This is a genomic window from Bacillus sp. EB106-06-01-XG163, assembly GCF_058791615.1.
In genome coordinates, this window is record NZ_JBYTDS010000010.1 from 37,695 (window position 1) to 59,056 (window position 21,362).

General features: G+C 49.7%; 20 protein-coding genes and 1 pseudogene. 14 read left to right on the forward strand and 7 right to left on the reverse strand.

Annotated elements, in window-relative coordinates; translation table 11 throughout:
- Positions 1–7: 7 nt before the first annotated feature.
- The 5 genes from celB (AC3WTF_RS12890) to AC3WTF_RS12910 form a co-directional block, all read right to left on the reverse strand.
- Positions 8–1,366: a PTS cellobiose transporter subunit IIC gene (gene celB, locus AC3WTF_RS12890; RefSeq protein ID WP_492314270.1), complete on the reverse strand. Its 1,359-nt coding sequence runs from the start codon at positions 1,364–1,366 to the stop codon at positions 8–10.
- Between the two features lie 15 nt (positions 1,367–1,381).
- The gene (gene licB / locus AC3WTF_RS12895; RefSeq protein WP_003150863.1) at positions 1,382–1,690 is read right to left on the reverse strand and encodes a PTS lichenan transporter subunit IIB; all 309 of its coding nucleotides are present in this window, start codon (positions 1,688–1,690) and stop codon (positions 1,382–1,384) included.
- A gap of 98 nt (positions 1,691–1,788) precedes the next feature.
- Positions 1,789–3,744, reverse strand: coding sequence for a transcriptional regulator LicR (gene licR, locus AC3WTF_RS12900; protein ID WP_032867838.1), 1,956 nt, complete (start codon positions 3,742–3,744; stop codon positions 1,789–1,791).
- A gap of 146 nt (positions 3,745–3,890) precedes the next feature.
- A complete protein-coding gene (locus tag AC3WTF_RS12905) occupies positions 3,891–4,025 on the reverse strand; it encodes a small protein YxzF (RefSeq protein ID WP_369719122.1) in 135 nt (44 codons plus the stop codon).
- Between the two features lie 51 nt (positions 4,026–4,076).
- Positions 4,077–4,667: a DNA-3-methyladenine glycosylase gene (locus AC3WTF_RS12910; RefSeq protein ID WP_007407743.1), complete on the reverse strand. Its 591-nt coding sequence runs from the start codon at positions 4,665–4,667 to the stop codon at positions 4,077–4,079.
- Positions 4,668–4,909: 242 nt separating this feature from the next.
- Here AC3WTF_RS12910 and AC3WTF_RS12915 point away from each other — a divergent pair, with 242 nt between their 5' ends.
- The 13 genes and pseudogenes from AC3WTF_RS12915 to katX all read left to right on the forward strand — a co-directional run bounded on the left by AC3WTF_RS12915 (position 4,910) and on the right by katX (position 17,798).
- On the forward strand, positions 4,910–5,908 hold the full coding sequence (locus AC3WTF_RS12915) for a FecCD family ABC transporter permease (protein ID WP_042635747.1): 999 nt from the start codon (positions 4,910–4,912) through the stop codon (positions 5,906–5,908).
- The gene (locus tag AC3WTF_RS12920; RefSeq protein ID WP_042635601.1) at positions 5,909–6,922 is read left to right on the forward strand and encodes a FecCD family ABC transporter permease; all 1,014 of its coding nucleotides are present in this window, start codon (positions 5,909–5,911) and stop codon (positions 6,920–6,922) included.
- Between the two features lie 16 nt (positions 6,923–6,938).
- A complete protein-coding gene (locus AC3WTF_RS12925) occupies positions 6,939–7,835 on the forward strand; it encodes an ABC transporter substrate-binding protein (protein WP_007407746.1) in 897 nt (298 codons plus the stop codon).
- A gap of 101 nt (positions 7,836–7,936) precedes the next feature.
- Positions 7,937–8,287 carry an ArsR/SmtB family transcription factor gene (locus AC3WTF_RS12930; RefSeq protein ID WP_025285481.1) on the forward strand — a complete coding sequence of 117 codons (351 nt, stop codon included), beginning with the start codon at positions 7,937–7,939 and terminating at the stop codon, positions 8,285–8,287.
- 13 nt (positions 8,288–8,300) lie between these two features.
- Positions 8,301–9,599: an arsenical efflux pump membrane protein ArsB gene (locus AC3WTF_RS12935; RefSeq protein WP_007407748.1), complete on the forward strand. Its 1,299-nt coding sequence runs from the start codon at positions 8,301–8,303 to the stop codon at positions 9,597–9,599.
- Positions 9,600–9,751: 152 nt separating this feature from the next.
- Positions 9,752–10,063 (forward strand): PTS sugar transporter subunit IIB, encoded by a 312-nt coding sequence (locus AC3WTF_RS12940; RefSeq protein ID WP_492314271.1) that lies wholly within the window; start codon positions 9,752–9,754, stop codon positions 10,061–10,063.
- Positions 10,064–10,077: 14 nt separating this feature from the next.
- A complete protein-coding gene (locus tag AC3WTF_RS12945; protein WP_007407750.1) occupies positions 10,078–10,395 on the forward strand; it encodes a PTS lactose/cellobiose transporter subunit IIA in 318 nt (105 codons plus the stop codon).
- 18 nt (positions 10,396–10,413) lie between these two features.
- Positions 10,414–11,733, forward strand: a complete 1,320-nt coding sequence (celB, locus tag AC3WTF_RS12950) for a PTS cellobiose transporter subunit IIC (RefSeq protein WP_007407751.1) — start codon at positions 10,414–10,416, stop codon at positions 11,731–11,733.
- A 29-nt stretch (positions 11,734–11,762) separates the two neighbouring features.
- Positions 11,763–13,163 (forward strand): glycoside hydrolase family 1 protein, encoded by a 1,401-nt coding sequence (locus AC3WTF_RS12955; protein ID WP_221663910.1) that lies wholly within the window; start codon positions 11,763–11,765, stop codon positions 13,161–13,163.
- A 19-nt stretch (positions 13,164–13,182) separates the two neighbouring features.
- Positions 13,183–14,064 (forward strand): annotated as a pseudogene (locus AC3WTF_RS12960) (ROK family protein).
- Complete coding sequence (gene manA, locus AC3WTF_RS12965; RefSeq protein WP_042635604.1) at positions 14,061–15,005, forward strand: mannose-6-phosphate isomerase, class I; 945 nt, start codon at positions 14,061–14,063, stop codon at positions 15,003–15,005. Before AC3WTF_RS12960 ends, manA begins: the two are co-directional and overlap by 4 nt.
- A gap of 19 nt (positions 15,006–15,024) precedes the next feature.
- Positions 15,025–16,107 (forward strand): mannan endo-1,4-beta-mannosidase, encoded by a 1,083-nt coding sequence (gmuG, locus tag AC3WTF_RS12970; RefSeq protein ID WP_221663908.1) that lies wholly within the window; start codon positions 15,025–15,027, stop codon positions 16,105–16,107.
- A gap of 77 nt (positions 16,108–16,184) precedes the next feature.
- Positions 16,185–17,798 carry a catalase KatX gene (katX, locus tag AC3WTF_RS12975; RefSeq protein WP_046702206.1) on the forward strand — a complete coding sequence of 538 codons (1,614 nt, stop codon included), beginning with the start codon at positions 16,185–16,187 and terminating at the stop codon, positions 17,796–17,798.
- 38 nt (positions 17,799–17,836) lie between these two features.
- On the opposite strand, the gene yxeI is transcribed toward katX, so the two are convergent.
- Positions 17,837–18,823: a penicillin V amidase gene (yxeI, locus tag AC3WTF_RS12980; protein ID WP_003150840.1), complete on the reverse strand. Its 987-nt coding sequence runs from the start codon at positions 18,821–18,823 to the stop codon at positions 17,837–17,839.
- Between the two features lie 315 nt (positions 18,824–19,138).
- On the opposite strand from yxeI, the gene AC3WTF_RS12985 reads away from it, so the two are divergent.
- Positions 19,139–20,497, forward strand: a complete 1,359-nt coding sequence (locus tag AC3WTF_RS12985; protein WP_015240847.1) for a purine-cytosine permease family protein — start codon at positions 19,139–19,141, stop codon at positions 20,495–20,497.
- A 13-nt stretch (positions 20,498–20,510) separates the two neighbouring features.
- Here AC3WTF_RS12985 and AC3WTF_RS12990 read toward each other — a convergent pair whose 3' ends face one another.
- Entirely contained in the window at positions 20,511–21,341 is an 831-nt protein-coding gene (locus AC3WTF_RS12990) for an NAD(P)H-hydrate dehydratase (RefSeq protein ID WP_047936299.1), read from the reverse strand.
- Positions 21,342–21,362 lie beyond the last annotated feature (21 nt).

Here is a 21,362-nt window from a genome sequence, read left to right on the forward strand (position 1 = left end):
CCTTTCTCTACAGCACGGCTTTTTCGTCTCCCTGTACGGCTGGCGCCTGCGATTGTTCAAGTTCGTTTTCTTCTTTCAGCTTTTGCGAATCCCACATTCTGAAGAACGGATAGTACACGATAAAGGCTGTGATGATATTAATCGCCTGCATGACAGCCCCTGATATTTTTCCGCCCGTGGCAAGATAGCCGGAGAAAATCGGCGGCATCGTCCATGGGACGGCAATGCCGGCAGGTTTGGCGACGAGGCCAGTGCTCATGCCGATATAGGTAAGGACCAGTGTGACAAGCGGTGTGATAATGAACGGAATGAGAAGCATCGGGTTCATGACGATCGGCATTCCGAAAATAATCGGCTCATTAATATTAAAGACGGCCGGCCCGATGGCGAGTTTCCCAAGCTGCTTCATCTGCTTGCTTCGCGAACGGAGAAACATGGTGACCACGAGCGCCAGTGTCGCGCCGCTTCCGCCGATGTTGATCCAGATTTCAAAAAACTGCTGGGTGAAAATATTCGGAAGCACATCGCCCGCCTGAAACGCAATCCGGTTGGCATCCATCGCTCCGAACCAGATCGGCGCCATGACGCCGCCGACTATGTTCGCCCCGTGTAATCCGCACGCCCACAAGAGCATTTGAACCGCTTCGGCTATCAAGCTTCCGCCGAGACTTCCCCCAAGAATCGAGAGCGGCGTCCCCAGTACAACGCTTACAATATTATGAAGGCTTTCAAACGGCGTCGCTTCGACAATTAAACGCGCGCCCCAGATCAGAAAGATGACGGCAAAGCCGGGAATTAAAGCGACAAATGATTTGCTGACCGCCGGAGGCACGCCGTCCGGCATTTTGAAGACGAAATTCCGCTGGATGATCAGGCGGTAAATTTCCGTCGACAGCATGGCGATGATCATCGCGACAAACAGCCCTTTGCTTCCCATGAGAGACAGCGGGATGCCGCCGCCGACCATGATTTCCTCTTTGGCGCCGGAAGGCAGAAACGGAACTTTGTACGGCGTTGCCAAGAGAAACGCCGCCAAAGATATCGCACCGGCCGATAATGCATCCACCCCGTATTTTTCGGCCAGGCGGTAGGCGATTCCGAAAGCGGCGACAAGACCCATGATTTCAAAGGTCGCATCAACCGGATATTGCAGTTTTTGAGACCAGGCGCTTCCGAACGTCTTTGCCATGAAATCCGCATATCCCGGAATCGGCAGGTTGCCGATGATCAGAAAAAATGAACCGATGATAATAAGCGGCATGGTGAGGATGATCCCGTCACGCAATGCTTGCAGATGCCGCTGGGAGGCAATTTTTCCGGCAATGGGCATGACTTTCTCTTCTAAAAACTGGTTCACCTTATTCACACGGCCCGCCCCTTTCTACGATGCGTTTCCGAGCTGTTCCGCTGATTTCAGAACCTCCGCTCCGTTGCATGTGCCGTAATGGACGGTATTGATGACTTCAACCGGCACTCCTTTTGATTCACCCAATTTTTTCAGCTGCGGAAGCAAATAACGGACTTGAGGCCCAAGCAGCAATACGTCCGCTTTATCAATATGCTGGTTGACTGAATCGCCTGACACCGCCCAGATTTTATATTCTTTTCCTTGTTCCTGCGCGCTTTTTTCCATCTTGGTGACGAGTAAGCTTGTTGACATCCCTGCTGCACAAACGAGTAATATATTCATGTAAAAGACCTCCTGAAAGTTTGATATTTTGTATGTCTCGATGTTAGTACCATCATATTATGAAATCGCTTTCATAACTACTCAGGCTTTTTCCGCTGTTAACGGAAAAAAGGTGTATCCCGGTCTTTCTCTGATCGTTTGTCTCTGAATACTCGTAAAACCTCCTGATAGGTTGTGCATTTTAAGAGACGGCTTACCGCGGCCGGATCATCTAACATGCCGCCGAGCCATTTGTACATATGCTGGAGGTCGGCTTTGCTTTCTTTCTCGACGCAGAGCAGGCAGACAAATTGGACACGCTTATCCGCCCAGTCAATCGGCTTCTTCAGCGTGCATACCGCCCAAAACGTCGTGTCTGTCTGCGGAACGAGCGGGTGCGGAATCGCCGTAAGATTGCCGAAACTCGTAGGAGAAATCGTTTCCCTTTCAAAAATAGAATCGGTCAGAGAATCAGAAGCGAGGCCGGCTTCTGCAACCTGCTGTCCGAGAAAACGGATGACGTCCTCCTTCGTCTCCAGATCCTGCTGCAAAAATACCAGCTCCGGTTTCAGAAAGTTCAATTGTTCCCGCTTTTCTTCCAGCATGGCGTCGATTTTTGTAAAATCCCCGCCGCCCAACAGCGTATGAACCTTTAATACGGGAACGGGCAGGTCTTTTTTGATCGGCACTGTGCTGACCACAAAATCAATCGACTCAAAGGAAAGCTGGTCAAGGCTGCAGTAATCAGCCGTTCCGACGATTTCAAGACGCTTTGCGAACCGGGAACGGAGCTTTTCTCTTAAAAGCTGTGCGCTGCCGGCGCCGGACGCACAGACAATCAGACAGCGCTTAGGCGGCCGTTCCGTCTTTCTCCTTTCGATGGCGGCTCCGAAATGAAGCGCCAAATATCCGATCTCATTCTCATGAATATCAATGCCGGTTTGCTCCTTGATCACGATTCCCGCAATCACTCCCGCTTCAAATGCGAGCGGATAATTTTCCTTTATGGCGGAGAGCATCGGGTTTCTCAGGTTCATTCCGTACCGGTTTCGGTTAATCGCCGGCTTGATGTGGAGCGCAAGACCCGCTTTCAGCTCATTGTCGTCCGTGATTCCGAGCTTCAGCTCCCGCTCAATGGCTTCGATCATGGCCTCCGTCAAACGGCTGGTTTCCCCGTCTATCAGCCTTGTAAGCTCTTTTCCTTCCAGTTGTGACTGGGTCATGCGCTTTGTCCCGAGCAGGTGAATGGCGATATAGGCGGTTTCCTGTTCGGGAAAGGTGACCGAAAGCGCCGATTCAAGCTCTTTTACGATGGCTTCCGCTGACTGATATTCTGTTTCAAGCTTAATATCATGAAGATCTTCCGGAATGAGAGATACATAGTTTTCTGTCCGGATTCGTTTGCAGGCAATGGCGATATGGATGATGAGATTGTTCAGGCCGAAGAAAGAAAGCGGGATCTTATGGTTTCGAACCTGCTTCATAATGGCTGTGCGGATCACATGAATGTCGTCTTTCGGCAGAATACCGGCCTTTTCACTCAGGAGATCAGGCTCAGGCTCGCGGTCGTCCACTAAGTATTCCGCCATACAATAACGGAGGCGGAGCTCTTCGCCGCGCAGCTTAAAGCCGTAGTTCGGCCTTGTTTCCAAAATGATGTCATAGGGGCGGAGCCGTTTTTTGACTTCTTTTAAATCAGATTGAAGTGTGGATTTACTGATGAACAGTTCTTCCGCCAAGTCATCCAGCTTGAGGTAGCCGTCGGCCAGAAGCATTCTTTTCATAAGGTAATCTATCCGTTCATCGGGAAAAATCGGCACGGTGCTGTTCTGCTGGAAATTGTCCTGAAGCCAGTTTTTAAACGGCTGTTCATTCCGGATCAGCAGCTTATAGCCGCTCCCTCTGACAGATTGAATGGATGCGCCGTGTTTTTCTACAATGGTTTGCAGTTCCTTTATGTCATTGCGGACCGTCCGCGTCGTTACCTTTACATTTGCAGCGATGACTGAGCTTGTAACCGGTGTTTCAGCAGCTAAAAGCAAGCGCAGAAGTTCACGAAGCCGCCCATGAAGCATGAGAAAAACCTCCTATCAGATCAGATGCAGACGTGAAAAATGGGCAAAAAGAATGAGGAAGGGGTAAATGTATGTAAATTCTATAATGGGGAGGATTTCAAGTCAATGCGGCAATCCGATGCCAAGCCCGTAAAAAAACAGCCGGATCAGCCGGCTGTTCGGGATGCGGACATGCGGTTCCGCTTAGATGCCTTCCGTTCTTTTATGATTTTTCTGATGATCGGATAGATGACGGGCGCCCATTTGATAATCGTTTTGAAAAATTTTTTCAATGTCTGAATCCCCTTTCTTTTACCTTGTCTTTCCCCTGTTATCAGCGTTTATAAACATGGTCAGCGTGAGACATACCGGTTCCCTGTCACCCAATAGCGCCACGGATAATCCCGGGCTTCTCCGCTGTTGTCAATCCCGATTCTCGGGCCTGTTGATATATGCTCAGGCGTAAAGCCCTCCGTAATATACAGCGGCGGTTCCGTGATCATGCCGCCGTAGTCGTTCATTGAAATGCCCATCGCCTTCGTCAGTTTTCCCGGGCCGTTTGTCCACTCTCTCGGGGGTCTGCCCGGTCTCCTGCTCTCCATCAGGAACTGTCCTTCATGAGGCTCCGCCGCCCTGATTAACACGGCCTGCGGAATGCCGATGTCCGCGGCGACGACGTTCATTAATGTATGAGTGTGCATGACGTATGTATAAATGCGGCCCGCCTCATGGAACATAATTTCCGTCCGTTTCGTGCGCCGGTTGCCGAAGCTGTGCGCCGCCCGGTCTTCCGCTCCCATATAAGCTTCCGTTTCCACGATAAAACCTGAAGCCGTTCCCTCATCCGTCTCTTTCACCAAAAGACAGCCGAGCAATAAAGGGGCAAGCTCCACTGACGGTCTCTGGTAAAATTCAATCGGCAAAGGCTTTCGTTCTCCCGCCATTTGCCTCCCTCCTTTCTGAATATAGCGATTTCCTCTTTCACGTTTTTCACTTCTTTTTTACAATATAAACATGAGAGAAAAAAAGGACATTATTGTTGAACGCTCTATTGCGTTTTGAAAATCGGCTCGGTATAATATGATGGTTCAAATGAAAATGATTCTCATGTTCAATAAATACCGGACAATGATCATAAAAGTAGGTGAATTGATTTTTGAGCGATTCTGTCAGGTCCGCAAACCGTCTGATCAGCATCTTAAAAAACGGGGTTTTCTTCCTGATCGCTGTGATCGGGCTGCTTGTATCTATTTTTTTCGCCGTCTCATTCGGTGCGAAAGACATTACTTTACATACGGTTTGGTCGGCTGTTGCTGATTACAATCCGAATATAACGGGCCAGCAGATCATTCATGAATTGCGTCTTCCGAGGGTGCTCGGGGCGGCCGTTACAGGAGCCGCTTTTGCCGCAGCCGGCGCCCTCATGCAGGGTGTCACGAGAAACCCGCTTGCCGATTCGGGTGTCTTAGGCGTAAACGCGGGCGCCATGTTTGTTGTTGCGCTCAGTTTTGCTTTTTTCCCTCATTTGTCATACGCCCTGCTGATGGTGATGTCATTTTTGGGAGCACTGGCAAGCACCGGCTTGATTTTCTTTATCAGTGCGGCGGGAAAAGGCAGCATGACACCTTTAAAAGTAACGCTTGCCGGGGCGGTCGTGGCCGCTCTTTTACATTCACTCAGTACCGGTGTGGCGATTTATTACGATTTAAGCCAGGATTTGGCCTTCTGGTACGCCGGCGGGGTGTCAGGGATCAAGTGGGCTCATTTACAAGTCCTTGTTCCCGTGATTGCGGTCTTCATCATTCTCGCGACATTCATGGGCCGGTCCGTCACCCTCCTCTCAATGGGAAATGACGTGGCGGCGAATTTAGGGGTGAACACGGCTCTGACGCGTGCCGCCGGATTAATGATCGCCGTCGTTCTTGCCGGTGTGTCTGTTTCTGCTGCCGGCGCGATCGGCTTCGTCGGGCTGGTCATCCCCCATATCGCGCGAAAGATCGTCGGCGTTACGTACAGGCTGATTATTCCGATGTCCGCGTTACTCGGCGCGATTCTATTGATTTTGGCTGACCTGGCCTCGCGCACGGTCAGTCCCCCGAGGGAATTGGCGATAGGCATTATGGTCGCACTTGTCGGTGTCCCTTTCTTTCTTTATATTGCCCGCAAGGAAGGGAGAGACTTATAAATGAAAGTGCAGAAAGAAACAAAAAAAGCGGCGGCGGCAGGACTCATTCTGCTGGTCATCGCCGTTTGCATTATTCTGATCGGGCTGCATACGGGCTCATTCCGGCTTTCTCCTCTCACGGTGGGAAAAACGCTGTTCGGATACGGCACGTTTCAAAGCACAACCGTTTTATTCGATTACCGGCTTCCCCGGATTCTGGTGACGATGCTGGCCGGCATCGGTTTAGGAGTGTCGGGCGCTATTTTGCAGGGTGTATCCCGAAATCCGCTTGCCGATCCGGGCATTCTCGGACTGCATGCCGGCGCTTCCTTCGGTTTGATGATGTATATCACGTTCTTTCATTCCCTGGAGGCGCAGGCATCGATGTTCATCCCGCTGTTTACGTTTGCGGGCGGAACACTCGCCGCCCTGCTGATCGTAGTGCTTACGTACGACAGGCTGAACGGTTTTTTAACGATCCGCATGCTGTTAGTCGGGATCGCCGTTTCCGCGGGCTTCAGCGCCGTTACATTGTTTATGTCGCTGCGCCTGAATGAAGAAACTTATACATTCGCTTCCCGCTGGCTGGTGGGAAACGTCTGGGGCAGGGATTGGATTCACGTGTGGTCGCTATTGCCCTGGATCGGCATTCTCGCACCGCTTGCATGGCTTAACACCCGCTCTTTGAATATTTTAATGCTCGGTGACCAGGCAGCCGCGGGGCTCGGAGCACACGTGCAGAGAAAAAGGATCATGCTGATCGCCATAGCGGTCGGCTTGTCCTGCGCGAGCGTCGCGATGGCCGGGGGAATCGGCTTTATCGGCTTTGCCGCCCCTCACTTGGCAAGACGGCTCGTCGGCACCATGCATCAGCATATTATTCCGATTGCGGGATTAATCGGACTTGTCATTCTTGTCGCGGCAGACACCATCGGCCGGTCTTTGTTTCAGCCGAACGCCATTCCGGCCGGCGTGGTTGCGGCAGCCATCGGCGCGCCGTATTTTCTCTATCTCGTCATGAAAATCAAATCATAAAACAAGGAGTATTCCCATGAAAAAAATAATTGCGCTCGTCAGTTTCATGTGTATTTTCTTATTGGCTGCCTGCCAATCCGATTCAACACAGCCGGAGTCAAAAAAGAAATCCGGCGATCATAAAATCGCTTCGATGTCCATTCACCTGACAAATGATCTGCTGGCTCTCGGCGTTACACCTGCCGGTTCCGTCGTGGGCGGAGAATTAAAAGATTTTCTCCCTCATGTGAAAAATCAGCTGAAAGACACGAAAAAACTCGGACCTGCCTCAGACCCGGATATGGAAGCTTTACTTGAGCTGAATCCAGACAACATTTATCTTGATAAAGAATTTGCGGGAAAAGATGTGTCAAAATACAAGAAAATCGGAAACACACACGTTTTCGACCTTGATAAAGGCACTTGGCGCGATCATTTAAAAGATATCGGAAAAATCGTCAACCGTGAAAAAGAAGCGAAAACATTTATTCAAGATTACGAAGATGAAACAAAACAAGTCAGATCCATGATGAATAAGGAATTAGGGAAAAACGCCAAAGTCATGGCGATCCGCGTGAACGCAAAAGAGCTTCGCGTCTTCAGCACACGCCGTCCGATGGGACCGATTCTGTTTGACGATCTGAAGCTGAAACCGGCTGACGGCATTAAAGAAATGAACACCTCCCGCCCTTATGAAGTCATTTCTCAAGAAGTGCTGCCTGATTACAACGCAGATGCGATTTTCGTCGTCGTTAACAGAGACGACAAGTCACAGCAAGCCTATAAAGAATTGCAAAAAAGCGCTGTATGGAAAGGGCTGAAGGCCGTGAAAGCAAACCACGTCTATAAAATTGCCGATCAGCCTTGGCTTGATTATTCAGCACTGGGAAATAAATTAGCAATGGATGAAGCGAAAAAACTGTTCCAAAAATAAACACGAGCCGGTTTTGCAAAAAGTGCAAGGCCGGCTTTTTTATATTGTCGTTTACTTATATAAACATCTGCTTATATAATAGTGTAAAAAGGAGTGAGCGCATGGAACGGAGGCATCATGCTTTAAGTTCCGAAGGGATCAGCCAGTGCCTCAAACTTCTAAGCGACCCGACGAGGCTTTTGATGCTGAAGCTTCTGAAGGATAAGGAATATTGTGTCTGCGAGCTGACAGCTATTTTTCATATAAGTCAGCCCGGCATCAGCCAGCACTTGCGGAAATTAAAGAACGCCGGCCTTGTGCGGGAAAGACGCGAGGGTCAGTGGCGGTACTATGCCATTCATCCGTCCGGTCCGGAATACGCGCTGGTTTGCTCGATTCTGCAGCAGATAGATGAAAAGGACGAAGTTTTACAGACATTGCGGCAAAAAGAAGTCACTGTTACATGCCGGTAAGGGGGATATATTCTTGGGAGTTGCGGTTTTATCAGCGCTGATTTTTGTGCTGACACTTGTGTTTGTCATATGGCAGCCGAAACATGTATCAATCGGCTGGTCTGCCTGCGGCGGAGCGGTCCTCGCTTTGATCGCCGGAGCAGTCAGCCTGCACGATATCGCGGAAGTGACGGGAATCGTCTGGAATGCGACACTTGCCTTTATCGCCATTATTATCATTTCATTGATTCTTGACAGTATCGGTTTTTTTGAGTGGGCCGCGCTGCATATGGCCATGGCGGCCAAAGGCAGCGGGCTGCGGATGTTTCTCTATGTGTCGGTCTTAGGGGCTGTTGTCTCCGCCCTGTTTGCCAATGACGGAGCGGCGCTCATTTTGACCCCGATCGTACTGGCGATGGTGCGGGCTTTGAATTTACCTGAAAAGCTGGTTTTTCCTTTTATTATCGCCGGAGGATTCATCGCCGACACCACCTCGCTTCCGCTCGTTGTAAGCAATTTGGTCAATATTGTATCCGCCGATTACTTTCATATCGGATACATTGAATATGCATCACGCATGCTGGTGCCCAACCTTTTTTCTCTGGCGGCAAGCATTTTGGTGCTGTATCTCTATTTCAGAAAAAACATTCCGAAACGGTATGACACCGGTCTTGTGAAACATCCGGCATCCGCGATTAAGGATGAACGCCTTTTCCGGTTATCGTGGGCTGTGCTGGCCGTTTTATTGATCGGATATTTCGTCAGCGAACTGCTGTCGATACCCGTTTCCTTCGTTGCCGGCTCCATCGCGGTCATTTTTCTCATTCTGGCCCAGCGAAGCCCCGCCGTCCCTGCGAAACAAGTCATCAAGGACGCCCCGTGGGCCATCGTGTTTTTTTCTGTCGGCATGTATGTTGTCGTGTACGGCTTGCGGAATGCCGGACTGACGGATCTTCTTTCTCAGCTTATACAGAAAGCGGCGGATCACGGTTTGTTTGCGGGCACACTCGGAATGGGGTTTATCGCGGCGATCCTCTCCTCCGTTATGAATAACCTGCCGACGGTGATGATTGACGCCATAGCCATCAGCGGAACGGACACTCACGGGCTGATGAGAGAAGCATTGATTTACGCGAATGTTATCGGTTCGGACCTCGGGCCGAAGATCACGCCGATCGGATCGCTGGCGACGTTGTTATGGCTCCACGTGCTAAGCCGGAAAAACGTGAAAATTTCCTGGGGAATGTATTTCAAGACAGGTCTGATATTAACCATTCCGACGTTATTCATCACCCTGATCGGACTTTATTTATGGCTGTTATGGCTCGCTTGAGATGAAAAACCTTTTAAGTTGAATCTTAAAAGGTTTTTTTGTGTCAAAAATCCGAAAAGTAAAACTTTATATTTTAAAAGTATAGACATTTAATTTCAAAAGATTATAATATTCATGAAAACGGTTTAACTTTATGAAAGAAGGGATTCCTCATGAAAAGAATTTTATTAGCCTGCAGCTCAGGCATGTCCACCAGCCTTCTTGTTATGAAAATGCAGAATTACGCCCGCTCCATCGGTGAGGAAGCCGAGATTTGGGCAGTCGGACAGGATAAAGCAAAAGAAGCGATGAAAGATGCAGACATCGTACTGATCGGCCCGCAGATGAGTTTTTTAAAAGGTGAGCTTCAAAAAGAGGCGGACCCGCTTCACATCACCGTTGATGTGATTGACATGATGGCTTACGGCATGGGAGACGGCAAAAAAGCATACGAACAGGCCGTTGCCTTGATAGAGAACAAATAAAGGAGGCGATAAGCATGGAAACGTACACGGATGAACAGATCAGTTTTCAGCTGATTCTTCACAGCGGCAATGCCCGCAGCAATATTATTCAATCGATACGCGCTTATAAAGACGGCCGGACAGATGAGTCAGACACCTTTCTGACAAAGGCTGAAGAAGAACTGGGGAAAGCGCACGACATCCATTTTCAGATGATTCAAAAAGAAGCCGGCGGCGCCAAAACGGATGTCTCCCTGCTTTTTATGCATGCTGAAGACCACTTAATGTCAGCGCTCTCAATGAAAGAGCTCGTCAAAGAAATGCTCGACTTATTTCAATCAAAGAATTTATAAAAAGCCGGGGGTGAAGACGTGTTTGAGAAAATCAGCCAATTCCTTGTTCCGATCGCGGGCAAATTAAACAATAACCGCTACTTGCAAGTCTTACGGGATGCTTTTATGCTGGCGTTTCCGCTGACCATTTTCGGTTCGGTGTTCGTCGTGCTGACGAACCTGCCGTTTTTAAACAAAATCATGAGCAGCTCCGCCCTGTCTGTCTTTCAATCCGGATTTGGCGGCGCTTCGACGGCGACGATGGGGATTATGTCCATTTTTGTCGTCTTCGGGATCGGCTATTACCTTTCCAAAAGCTACGAAGTGGAGGCCGTATTCGGCGGAGCGATCGCATTGGTTTCTTTTCTGCTGCTCACCCCGTTCGTTTCAGAGCCGGAAACGGGCAAAGCGGTCGCAGGCGTCATTCCGGTTGACCGGCTTGGAGCAAAAGGGATGTTTCTCGGCATGATGACCGCGTTTTTGTCAGGTGAAATCTACAGAAGAATCGTTCAGAGAAACTTAACGATTAAGATGCCTGCCGGTGTTCCTCCGGCTGTTGCTAAATCGTTCGCCGCATTGATTCCGGCTTTTATCACGCTTACCGTCTTCCTCTTGATCAATGCGGCTGTCACCCAGATCTTTCACACCAATCTGCATGATGTCATTTATCATACGGTTCAAGCCCCGCTTGTCGGACTTGGAAGCGGCATCATTCCTACATTAATCGCTGTTTTCTTTATTCAGATTTTATGGTTTTTCGGACTTCACGGACAAATCATTATCAATTCCGTGATGGACCCGATTTGGAATACATTACAGGTCGAAAATTTAGCTGCGTATACAGCGGGAAAAGAGATTCCCCATATTATTTCTAAGCCGTTTATGGAGATTTACACCGTCGGAATGGGCGGAACCGGAATGACATTGGCCATAGTGATCGCCATCTTGCTTTTTATGAAAAGCAAACAGATGAAACAGATATCCAAACTCGGTCTCGCGCCGGGCATCTTCAACGTCAATGAGCCGGTTATTTTCGGTTTGCCGATCGTGATGAACCCGATCATTATCATTCCGTGGGTCATCGCACCGATGGTTGTCACCCTCGTCACCTACCTGGCCATGTCGGCGGGGATCGTGCCCCCTCCTACCGGCGTGACCGTGCCTTGGACCGTCCCCCTTTTCATTAACGGGATTATGGCGACCAATTCCGTCATGGGCGGCATTATGCAGCTGGTCAACCTCTGTATTGTGTTTGTCATCTGGTTCCCGTTTCTTAAAGCGCTGGACAAATTAAACATGGCAAAGGAAAAAGAAGCTGAGACCGAGCAGCATGCCCGGGATGACAGTATGAGTATGTAATCAAAATCGCAGTAAGGGAGAGAAATCAATTGACTGAATCAAATATTCAATATCGTTTTCCGGAAGGATTCTGGTGGGGGTCTTCCGCCTCCGCCACCCAAACAGAAGGCGCCGCTGACAGAGACGGAAAAAGCCAAAACATATGGGATTACTGGTATGAAAAAGAGCCGAGCCGTTTTTTTAACGGCGTCGGTCCCGGCGACACGTCACGTTTTTACGATCAATACAAGGAGGATATCCGGCTGATGAAAGAAATCGGCCATAACTCCTTCCGGCTGTCTATTTCCTGGTCAAGATTGATTCCGGACGGAACTGGCGAGGTCAATCAGAAAGCGGTCGCGTTTTATCAGGACGTCATCGATGAAATGCTTGCCCATCGCATTGAGCCGTTTGTCAATTTGTTTCACTTTGACATGCCGCTCGCCCTTCAGCGTACGGGGGGCTGGGTCAGCCGGAACACCGTTGACGCGTTTGAACATTACGCCAAAACCTGCTTTTCGCTATTCGGTGACAAGGTGAAAAAATGGTTCACTCACAACGAGCCGATTGTGCCGATTGAAGGCGGCTACTTATACGACTTTCACTACCCGAATCACGTTAATTTTCAAGAAGCGGTGCAGGCCGGCTTCCATACCCTGCTGTCGAATGCAAGGGCTGTCAAAGCCTACAGAGAATTGAAACAGGATGGACAAATCGGAATCATTCTGAATCTGACGCCTTCTTATCCGAGAAGCTCACACCCTGAAGATGTCAAAGCGTCCCGGATTGCCGACGCCTTTTTCAACCGTTCATTTTTAGATCCCGCCGTAAAGGGCGAATTTCCTGAGGAGCTTGTCGAGATTCTCAAGGCGGAAGGCTTTCTGCCGCATTATGAGAAAGAAGATCTCCGCCTCATTCAGGAGCATACGGTCGACCTGTTAGGCGTGAACTACTACCAGCCGAGGCGCGTCAAGGCAAAAGAACATGTTCCGAATCCGCATGCCCCTTTCCTGCCTGAGCGTTTCTTCGACCCGTATGTCATGCCCGGCCGGAAAATGAACCCTCACCGCGGGTGGGAAATTTATGAAAAAGGAATCTACGACATTCTCACCAATCTCAGAGAACATTACGGAAATATCGAGTGTTTTATTTCCGAGAACGGCATGGGAGTTGAAGGCGAGGAACGCTTCCGCGATGAAAACGGCATCATTCAGGATGATTACAGGATTGAATTTATCCAGGAACATCTCAAATGGGTGCATCGGGCCATCGGAGAAGGTTCAAATGTAAAAGGCTATCACCTGTGGACTTTCATGGACAACTGGTCTTGGACAAATGCTTATAAAAACCGCTACGGCTTTGTATCTGTCAATCTGGAAAACGGGGGCGAACGGACCGTCAAAAAAAGCGGCCGCTGGTTCAAAGCCGTTTCCGATCAAAACGGATTTTAACAGATGAGGAGGGACGGCCATGCTTGGAGGTATTGAAGCCGGCGGCACGAAATTTGTCTGTGCCGCCGGACAAAGAGACGGCACCATTCTGGACAGAGCAGAGTTTCCGACGGGAGAACCGGATGACACACTCAGACAGGTCATCCGTTACTTTAAAGATTTCCCGATAGAAGCCATCGGCATCGGGTCGTTCGGACCGATTGATATCCGTCCTGACAGTCAAACATACGGGTGCATCACCGCGACGCCGAAGACAGCCTGGCGGAACTGCCCTATTCTTCAAACGATCAAAAGCGCTCTGGATATTCCCGCAGGCTTCACCACCGACGTTAATGCGGCGGCGCTTGGAGAAGCTTCTTTCGGCGCGGCCAAAAACGCGGACAGCTGCCTCTATTTGACGGTCGGCACAGGCATCGGCGCGGGCGCCATCATGAACGGCAGATTTGTTCAAGGGCTGTCTCATCCTGAAATGGGCCACATTTATGTCAGAAGACATCCGGACGACGGCTACAAAGGCAATTGCCCATACCATACAGATTGTCTGGAAGGCCTCGCGGCAGGCCCCGCCATTGAGAAACGCTGGGGGAAAAAAGCATTTTTGCTCACGGATCAGCAGGAAGTGTGGGAGCTTGAGGGCTATTATATTGCCGAAGCGCTTGTGCAGTATATTCTCATACTTTCGCCGGAAAAGATCATTCTCGGCGGGGGCGTCATGAAGCAGCGGCAGCTGTTCTCTTCTATCCGTTAGCACGTGAAAAAGCGGCTGAATCAATATATTGATCTGCCCGACATTGAACACTTCATCGTTCCCCCTCAATTAGGGATTCACTCCGGCGCGGCCGGTTCGCTCGTATTGGCGGAGCGCGCATTAAAGGCGGCAAACCGGGAAGCGGAAAAATGACGAAACTCTTATTTTTGGAACCGGTTTTTAAAGAAAGATTATGGGGCGGGACGAAGCTGCGCGATACATTCGGGTATGAGATTCCTTCTGAGCGGACGGGAGAGTGCTGGGCGATTTCAGCTCATCCGCACGGCACATCCATTGTGCGGAACGGGCCTTTTTCCGGAACATCATTACAGCGTCTCTGGAGTGAACACCCTGACCTGTTCGGACATCCGAAAGAAGAGGCTTTTCCCCTGCTCACAAAAATTCTTGACGCAAATATGGACTTATCCGTACAGGTTCATCCGGATGACGCATATGCACATCGGCATGAAAACGGAGAACTCGGAAAAACGGAATGCTGGTACGTGTTGGACTGCAAAAAAGACGCGGAGCTCATTTTAGGGCATCGCGCCCAAACGAGAGAAGGCTTCGTTCGGCTCATTGAACAAAACGAGTGGGATCACCTGCTCCGCCGCATCCCCATTAAGCCCGGCGATTTTTTCTATGTCCCGAGCGGCACACTGCACGCTTTATGTGAAGGTACGCTCGTTCTTGAAATCCAGCAAAGCTCTGATGCCACCTACCGGCTTTACGACTATGACCGGACGGATGGGAACGGGAATAAACGCGAGCTTCATCTTCAGAAAGCAATTGACGTAACAGACATTCCGCATACCGATGAAAATGTAAAAAGCACAAAGCATCGGATCGGAGATGCTCTGATTACGATACTCGCCGAAACACCTTTCTTTTCAGTTTATCAATGGGATGTGAGCGGGAAAGCATCATTCCCCGCACCCGGCCGGTATTTACTCGCAAGCGTCATGAAAGGACGCGGAGAACTGGATGGATGTCCCATTCACAAAGGCGATCACTTTATCGTGCCGGCGGATTCCGGAGATTTTGTTATAGAAGGAGATTGTGAGGTTATCGTTTCACATCCTTCATCATCTTAAAAATCAGGAGGTCTTTTATATGCTCAAAAAGTTAGCAGTCTGCCTGTCTATCGTTTTATTACTCTTAGGAGCCGCCAGTCCGATATCGGCTCACACCGTTTATCCCGTCAACCCAAATGCCCAGCAGACGACAAAAGATATCATGAACTGGCTGGCGCACCTGCCCAACCGTTCAGAAAACAGGGTCATGTCCGGGGCGTTCGGCGGGTACAGCGATGTCACTTTTTCAATGACAGAGGAAAACCGCTTGAAAAACGCGACGGGACAGTCTCCCGCCATCTACGGCTGTGACTATGGGAGAGGATGGCTTGAAACAGCGGATATCACCGATACTATCGATTACAGCTGCAACAGCAGCTTAATCTCATACTGGAAAAGCGGCGGCCTCCCTCAGGTCAGCCTGCATCTCGCAAATCCGGCTTTTCCATCCGGAAACTATAAAACGGCCATCTCAAACAGCCAGTACAAAAACATCCTGAACCCTTCAACTGTTGAAGGAAAACGGCTTGAGGCGCTGCTCAGCAAAATCGCCGACGGCCTTACTCAGCTGAAAAATCAAGGCGTCACCGTTCTGTTCAGGCCGCTGCATGAAATGAACGGCGAGTGGTTCTGGTGGGGGCTGACAGGCTACAACCAAAAAGACAATGAGAGAATCTCGCTGTACAAAGAGCTTTACAAGAAGATATACCGCTATATGACAGAGACAAGAGGATTGGATAACCTTTTGTGGGTGTATTCGCCGGATGCCAACAGAGACTTTAAAACAGACTTTTACCCAGGCTCATCTTATGTGGATATTACCGGTCTGGACGCTTACTTCACTGATCCGTATGCGATATCAGGCTATGATGAAATGCTGTCTCTGAAAAAACCGTTTGCCTTTGCCGAAACCGGTCCGTCCGGCAATATCGGAAGCTTTGATTATGCTGCTTTTATCAATGCGATCAGGCAAAAGTATCCTGAGACCACGTACTTTTTGACATGGGATGAACAATTAAGTCCGGCGGCCAACCAAGGCGCGCAGGCCCTTTATCAAAACAGCTGGACGCTGAACAAGGGCGAAATATGGAACGGCGGGTCCTTGACGCCGATCGCGGAATAACTGCTTCTTTTGAAAATCGGTTTTAAGAAACGGCTCTGCTGGGCATATTGTTACCGTTCAAAAAGGAGGGTTCAACAATGGAAAATAACAAAAACAGCGAAGAAACGCTTTCCAGTAAGACGACCGGTAAAGGCGAGTCAGAAGACACGCTGACAAACCGGCAGGGCCATCCGGTCACTGACAACCAGAATGTCAGGACAGTCGGCAATAGAGGACCGACGACATTGGAGAATTATGATTTTTTGGAGAAAATCAGCCACTTTGACCGTGAACGGATTCCCGAGCGCGTCGTTCACGCGCGCGGCGCCGGCGCACACGGATACTTTGAGGCGTACGGAAGTTTTGGAGACGAGGAGATTTCTACATACACAAGAGCGAAAGTGTTTCAAAAGAAAGGAATGAAAACTCCGGCGTTTGTGCGGTTTTCTACCGTCAACCACGGAAAGCATTCCCCGGAAACATTGCGTGACCCCCGGGGGTTTGCCGTTAAGCTTTATACCGAAGACGGCAACTGGGATCTGGTCGGCAACAACTTGAAAATCTTTTTTATCCGTGATCCGCTGAAGTTCCCGGATCTTGTGCACGCATTTCAGCCTGATCCTGTTACGAACATTCAGGACGGCGAGCGTATTTTCGACTTCATTTCCCAATCACCGGAAGCGACTCATATGATCACTTTCTTGTTTTCGCCGTGGGGCATCCCGGCCAACTACCGGCAGATGCAGGGCTCAGGCGTCCATGCCTACAAATGGGTCAATGAAGAAGGAAAAGCCGTGCTCGTCAAATATCACTTTGAACCGAAACAGGGCATCCGCAACCTGACACAGAAGGAAGCGGAAGAGATTCAGGGGAAAAACTTTAACCATGCGACACAGGATTTGTATGAAGCGATTGAAAAAGGCGATTACCCTGAATGGGAAGTGTATGCGCAAATCATGACTGATGACGAACACCCCGAGCTGGATTTTGATCCGCTTGATCCGACCAAGCTGTGGTATAAAGACGATTTCCCTTGGAAGCCGATCGGTAAATTGGTTCTGAACAAAAACCCGGAAAACTACCATGCCGAGGTGGAACAAGCGTCATTCGGAACGGGCGTGCTTGTGGACGGCCTTGATTTTTCGGATGACAAATTACTTCAGGGACGGACATTCTCCTATTCAGATACCCAGCGGTACCGCGTCGGCGCAAACTACCTGCAGCTTCCGATCAACTCGCCGAAAAAGCATGTCGCCACCAACCAGGAAGGCGGGCAAATGCAGTATCGGGTCGATCGGGCAGAAGGACAAAACCCGCACGTCAACTATGAGCCGTCCGTTATGGGAGGACTCAACGAAGCAAAGCAGGATGGGAAAGACCATACACCTCATGTCGAAGGCGATGTGAAGCGGGAAGCGATCGACCGGTCGAATAACTTCGGCCAGGCCGGAGAAACATACCGCCGATTTTCGGAATTTGAAGGGAACGAATTGATCACAAACCTGGTCAATACGCTTTCTTCCTGCCGGAAAGACATTCAGGATCAAATGATTGAGAATTTCACAAAAGCAGATCCGGACTACGGAAAACGTGTGGCGGAAGGGCTGAAAAAAGCCGCCGAAAGCAACAGCGGCGGGCCGATCGGCACTACTGATACAGCACAAGCCGCAAAACAGGCTGAACAGGAAAGCCATCCGTCTGATCCGTATTAAATAAAAAAACAGGACGCGATTGTCCTGTTTTTTTTGAGCTAATTCAGCTCCTGTATATTCTGCTCCGCCGCGGCCGCAAATACTTTCGGCTCCGGACGGTCAAGATCTTCATGGAATAAACTTACTTTGTGAATCTGCCGGTTGTCGTACAGATGAAAGTAGTAGTTCCCGGTGTCACAGCACATGACCGACGTATACTGCGTATAATCAATTTCATTCTCCTCTGTGATCACCGCGCCTTTTGGAATATTCACATTGGACAGCACGTGAAAAGCGGCCGTAACGCCATCCGTTTCATGAGCAGCAGGCTCTAAATGCTCTTTCAGATAAGCGGCTCTGATGAATCGGGATGGCGGCGTGTAATCACCGGGAAGCCCGATCGTTCCAGATCCTTGGCCGAAAGCGGTTAATGTCATTCCGCCCAATGTTTTGCTTTCTGACTGCTGCGGCCTGATTCCGATATAATGGCGCAGATTGGTCACATGCCAAGGAAATTCCGGACTGTTGGTCATCACTCCGGGTTTGTTGTCATATACTTTCATTCCCTCCGGTGTCGGCTCGATGACAATGCAGCCGCCCGTGCGGTCTGATAAAATCCAATGAAGAGGCAGCACCGTATCCAATAACATTAACTTCTTCTCTACAATCGTCAGCATTGAGAGCTTTTCCTTTATGTCTTCAAGAGATTCACAGTTTGATAAGGCCCAGGTGACAAACTCATGAGGAGCGATGTGACAGGTGCCCTCCCGTTCCGCTTTCTCGTATCCCGCAAAGCCCGGAAAATACAGCGTCGCACACGACAGCCCTTTTTCATTTACGCCGTCGGCAAACAGAACATTGCCGAGATTTCTCCCCATGCCGATAAATGCATATTTCGTCTTATGCATCCTGCCGTCAGCTTCGCTTTTCCAGCTGTACTGACGAGGGTAAAGCACGACGTCCGTACCGAGCTGAAATGCAAAATCCATCGTTCGCGCCAATAGGTGATTACCGTCTGTCGTTTTCAATGTAAGACTTGTACACATATCATCAATCCCCTTTTCATTAATGAAATTTACACAAAGTAAACTATTCTTTCAGCTTAACGAATAATGGCTCCATTCGTCAAAAGATTGACACATTTCTCCTTAATACATATTAGTCCGTAAGCATATCCATGCCTTTTAAACCCTGGCAAATCGTTTTGGCGGCAGTGTTTGTTCCGTTTTTCAAAAAACCCTTTGACGGCTGTCAGCGAGGCTTTACAATGTTTTTCCTGCATGCTGGAATTTGTAAACGGCAGGTCAATCTGTTAAGCTATGTCTTTATGTTAAAGAAGAACATACGGAGGAGATTATCTATTGAAAGTAGAAAGGCGAACGATTGAACATATTCCGCATGACGAAAGACACGGAAAGGCTAAAGATTTATTCCCCGTCTGGTTCGGGGCGAATATGCATATTACGACGTTAGTCACAGGCACACTGCCCGTTACAATGGGACTCGATCTCTTTTGGAGTATCGCCGCCATTATTATCGGGACCTTTATCGGCGCAATCTTTATGGCGTCTCATTCCGCACAAGGACCTCAGCTCGGAATTCCGCAAATGATTCAAAGCCGCGCGCAATTCGGCGTGATCGGAGCGATTCTGCCCCTCTTTTTGGTCATGTTTATCTACCTGGGCTTCTTTGCGAGCAGTACGATTCTCGCAGCCGGTACACTGAGCAGCTTTGTACCGATTCCGGCTTCATGGTGTATTATCGGCTTAAGCGCCATCTGTTTTTTACTCACGATCTACGGTCATGATCTGATTCACAAAATGCAGAAAATCCTCTCTTGGACCTCCTTTGCCGTTTTTTTTGCTGCAACGATTCTTATTTTTCAACTGCCGATTCCTTCAGGAAGCTGGGTGCCCGGCTCATTAGACCTGCCTGTTTTTCTAGTGGCGGTCAGCGCGGTGGCCACATGGCAGCTGGCATACGCACCATATGTCGCAGATTATTCCCGTTATCTGCCGGTCAAAACACCGGCATCGCATACCTTTTGGTACAGCTACGCAGGTACGTCAGTCAGTTCCATCTGGATGATGCTTCTCGGCGCCATTTTGACGACGGCGCTCCCGGAATTTACCGCTAATGCGGGAAATGAGATTGTCCGATTGTTCGGTCCGTTTTCCTTTATTATGCTGATCATCGTCCTGTTCGGGCAAATGGCGATCAACGTCTTTAATTTATACGGAGCCTTTATGTCAACCACGACTACCTTGGAGCCGTTTTTAAAACTGAAGGTGACGCCGAAAACGAGAGTGGTAATGATCCTTTGTGTGACGGCAGCAGGTACTGTATTAAGTCTCTTGGGCCAAAGCAATTTCATGGAACTGTTTTTAAATTTCATCTTTTTCATCAGTTATTTCTTAATTCCATGGACGGCGATCAACCTCGTGGATTACTATTTTATCCGCCGCGGAAAATACCACGTCAAATCGATGTTTGACGTCAACGGGCAATACGGCAGGGTCAATTGGATTACAGCGGCCGCCTTCGTTTTGTCGATTATATTAGAAATCCCGTTCATCAATACATCCTTTTACATTGGGCCGCTCGCTGAAATATTCGGCGGAGGCGACATTGCCTGGGTCATCGGCCTGGCCGTTCCGTCGCTGCTGTATTATGTCCTGATGAAATCAAGGGTAAAACAACAAGAGGCGCCTTCTCTATGAAGACGCCTTTTCTTTATTCATATTCCTTCCATACACGCGGCAGCAGTTCAGAAAGTTCGTGCGCCAATAAGGTATGGGCGGAGCGCTCTTTCGTCCATACCTCCGCACATTCACCGTGAAGGCGGACGGCGTTCAATACGGCATGCTTCGGGTCTTGATGACAGCACAGCATGCCGAGAATCATTCCCGTCAGCGTGTCGCCGGTCCCGCCTTTTGCAAGCGCGCCGTTTCCGGTTGTATTCCTGCGGCATTCCCCGTCGGGAAAAGCGATAATGGTTTCGTTTCCTTTCAGGACAATCGTGGCATGAAGCCGCTCCGCCCATTCCGCGGCATATCCCGCTCTGTTCTGCTGAATCTCTTGAATCGGAAGGCCTGTCATTCTGGAAAATTCGCCGGGATGAGGCGTCAAGATCACGGGGGCTTTCCTCTTTGGATAGGTTCTTTTCGTTATGGCGCCCGCGTCCAGTATGACGGGATAATCGGAAGAAAGCAGCTGATCAGCCGCCTGCTGCACTTCGTCTGTTTGAGGAAGGCCCGGCCCGATGGCAGCGGCCCGGATGGTTTCCCCGGGCTGGCCCGCCGCGGCTTTTTTCCAGCCGTCACGCCAGTACGTCGCTTCCGGCAGCACCGGGACGATAAGCGGAATGACGCCTGCCGATGTACCGATGACGAGCTTGCCGACACCGCTTCTCATCGCGCCCAATCCGGCCAGAAGGGCGGCTCCCGGCATGTCTTCGCTACCGGCCAGTAATAACGCCGTCCCGAACGTCCCCTTATGGCTGTCTGCCTCCCGCTTCGGCAGCGTATCTTTCACATCCTGTTCCGTCCAATCCATTATATTCATCTCTGTACCTCCTCTTCTGTC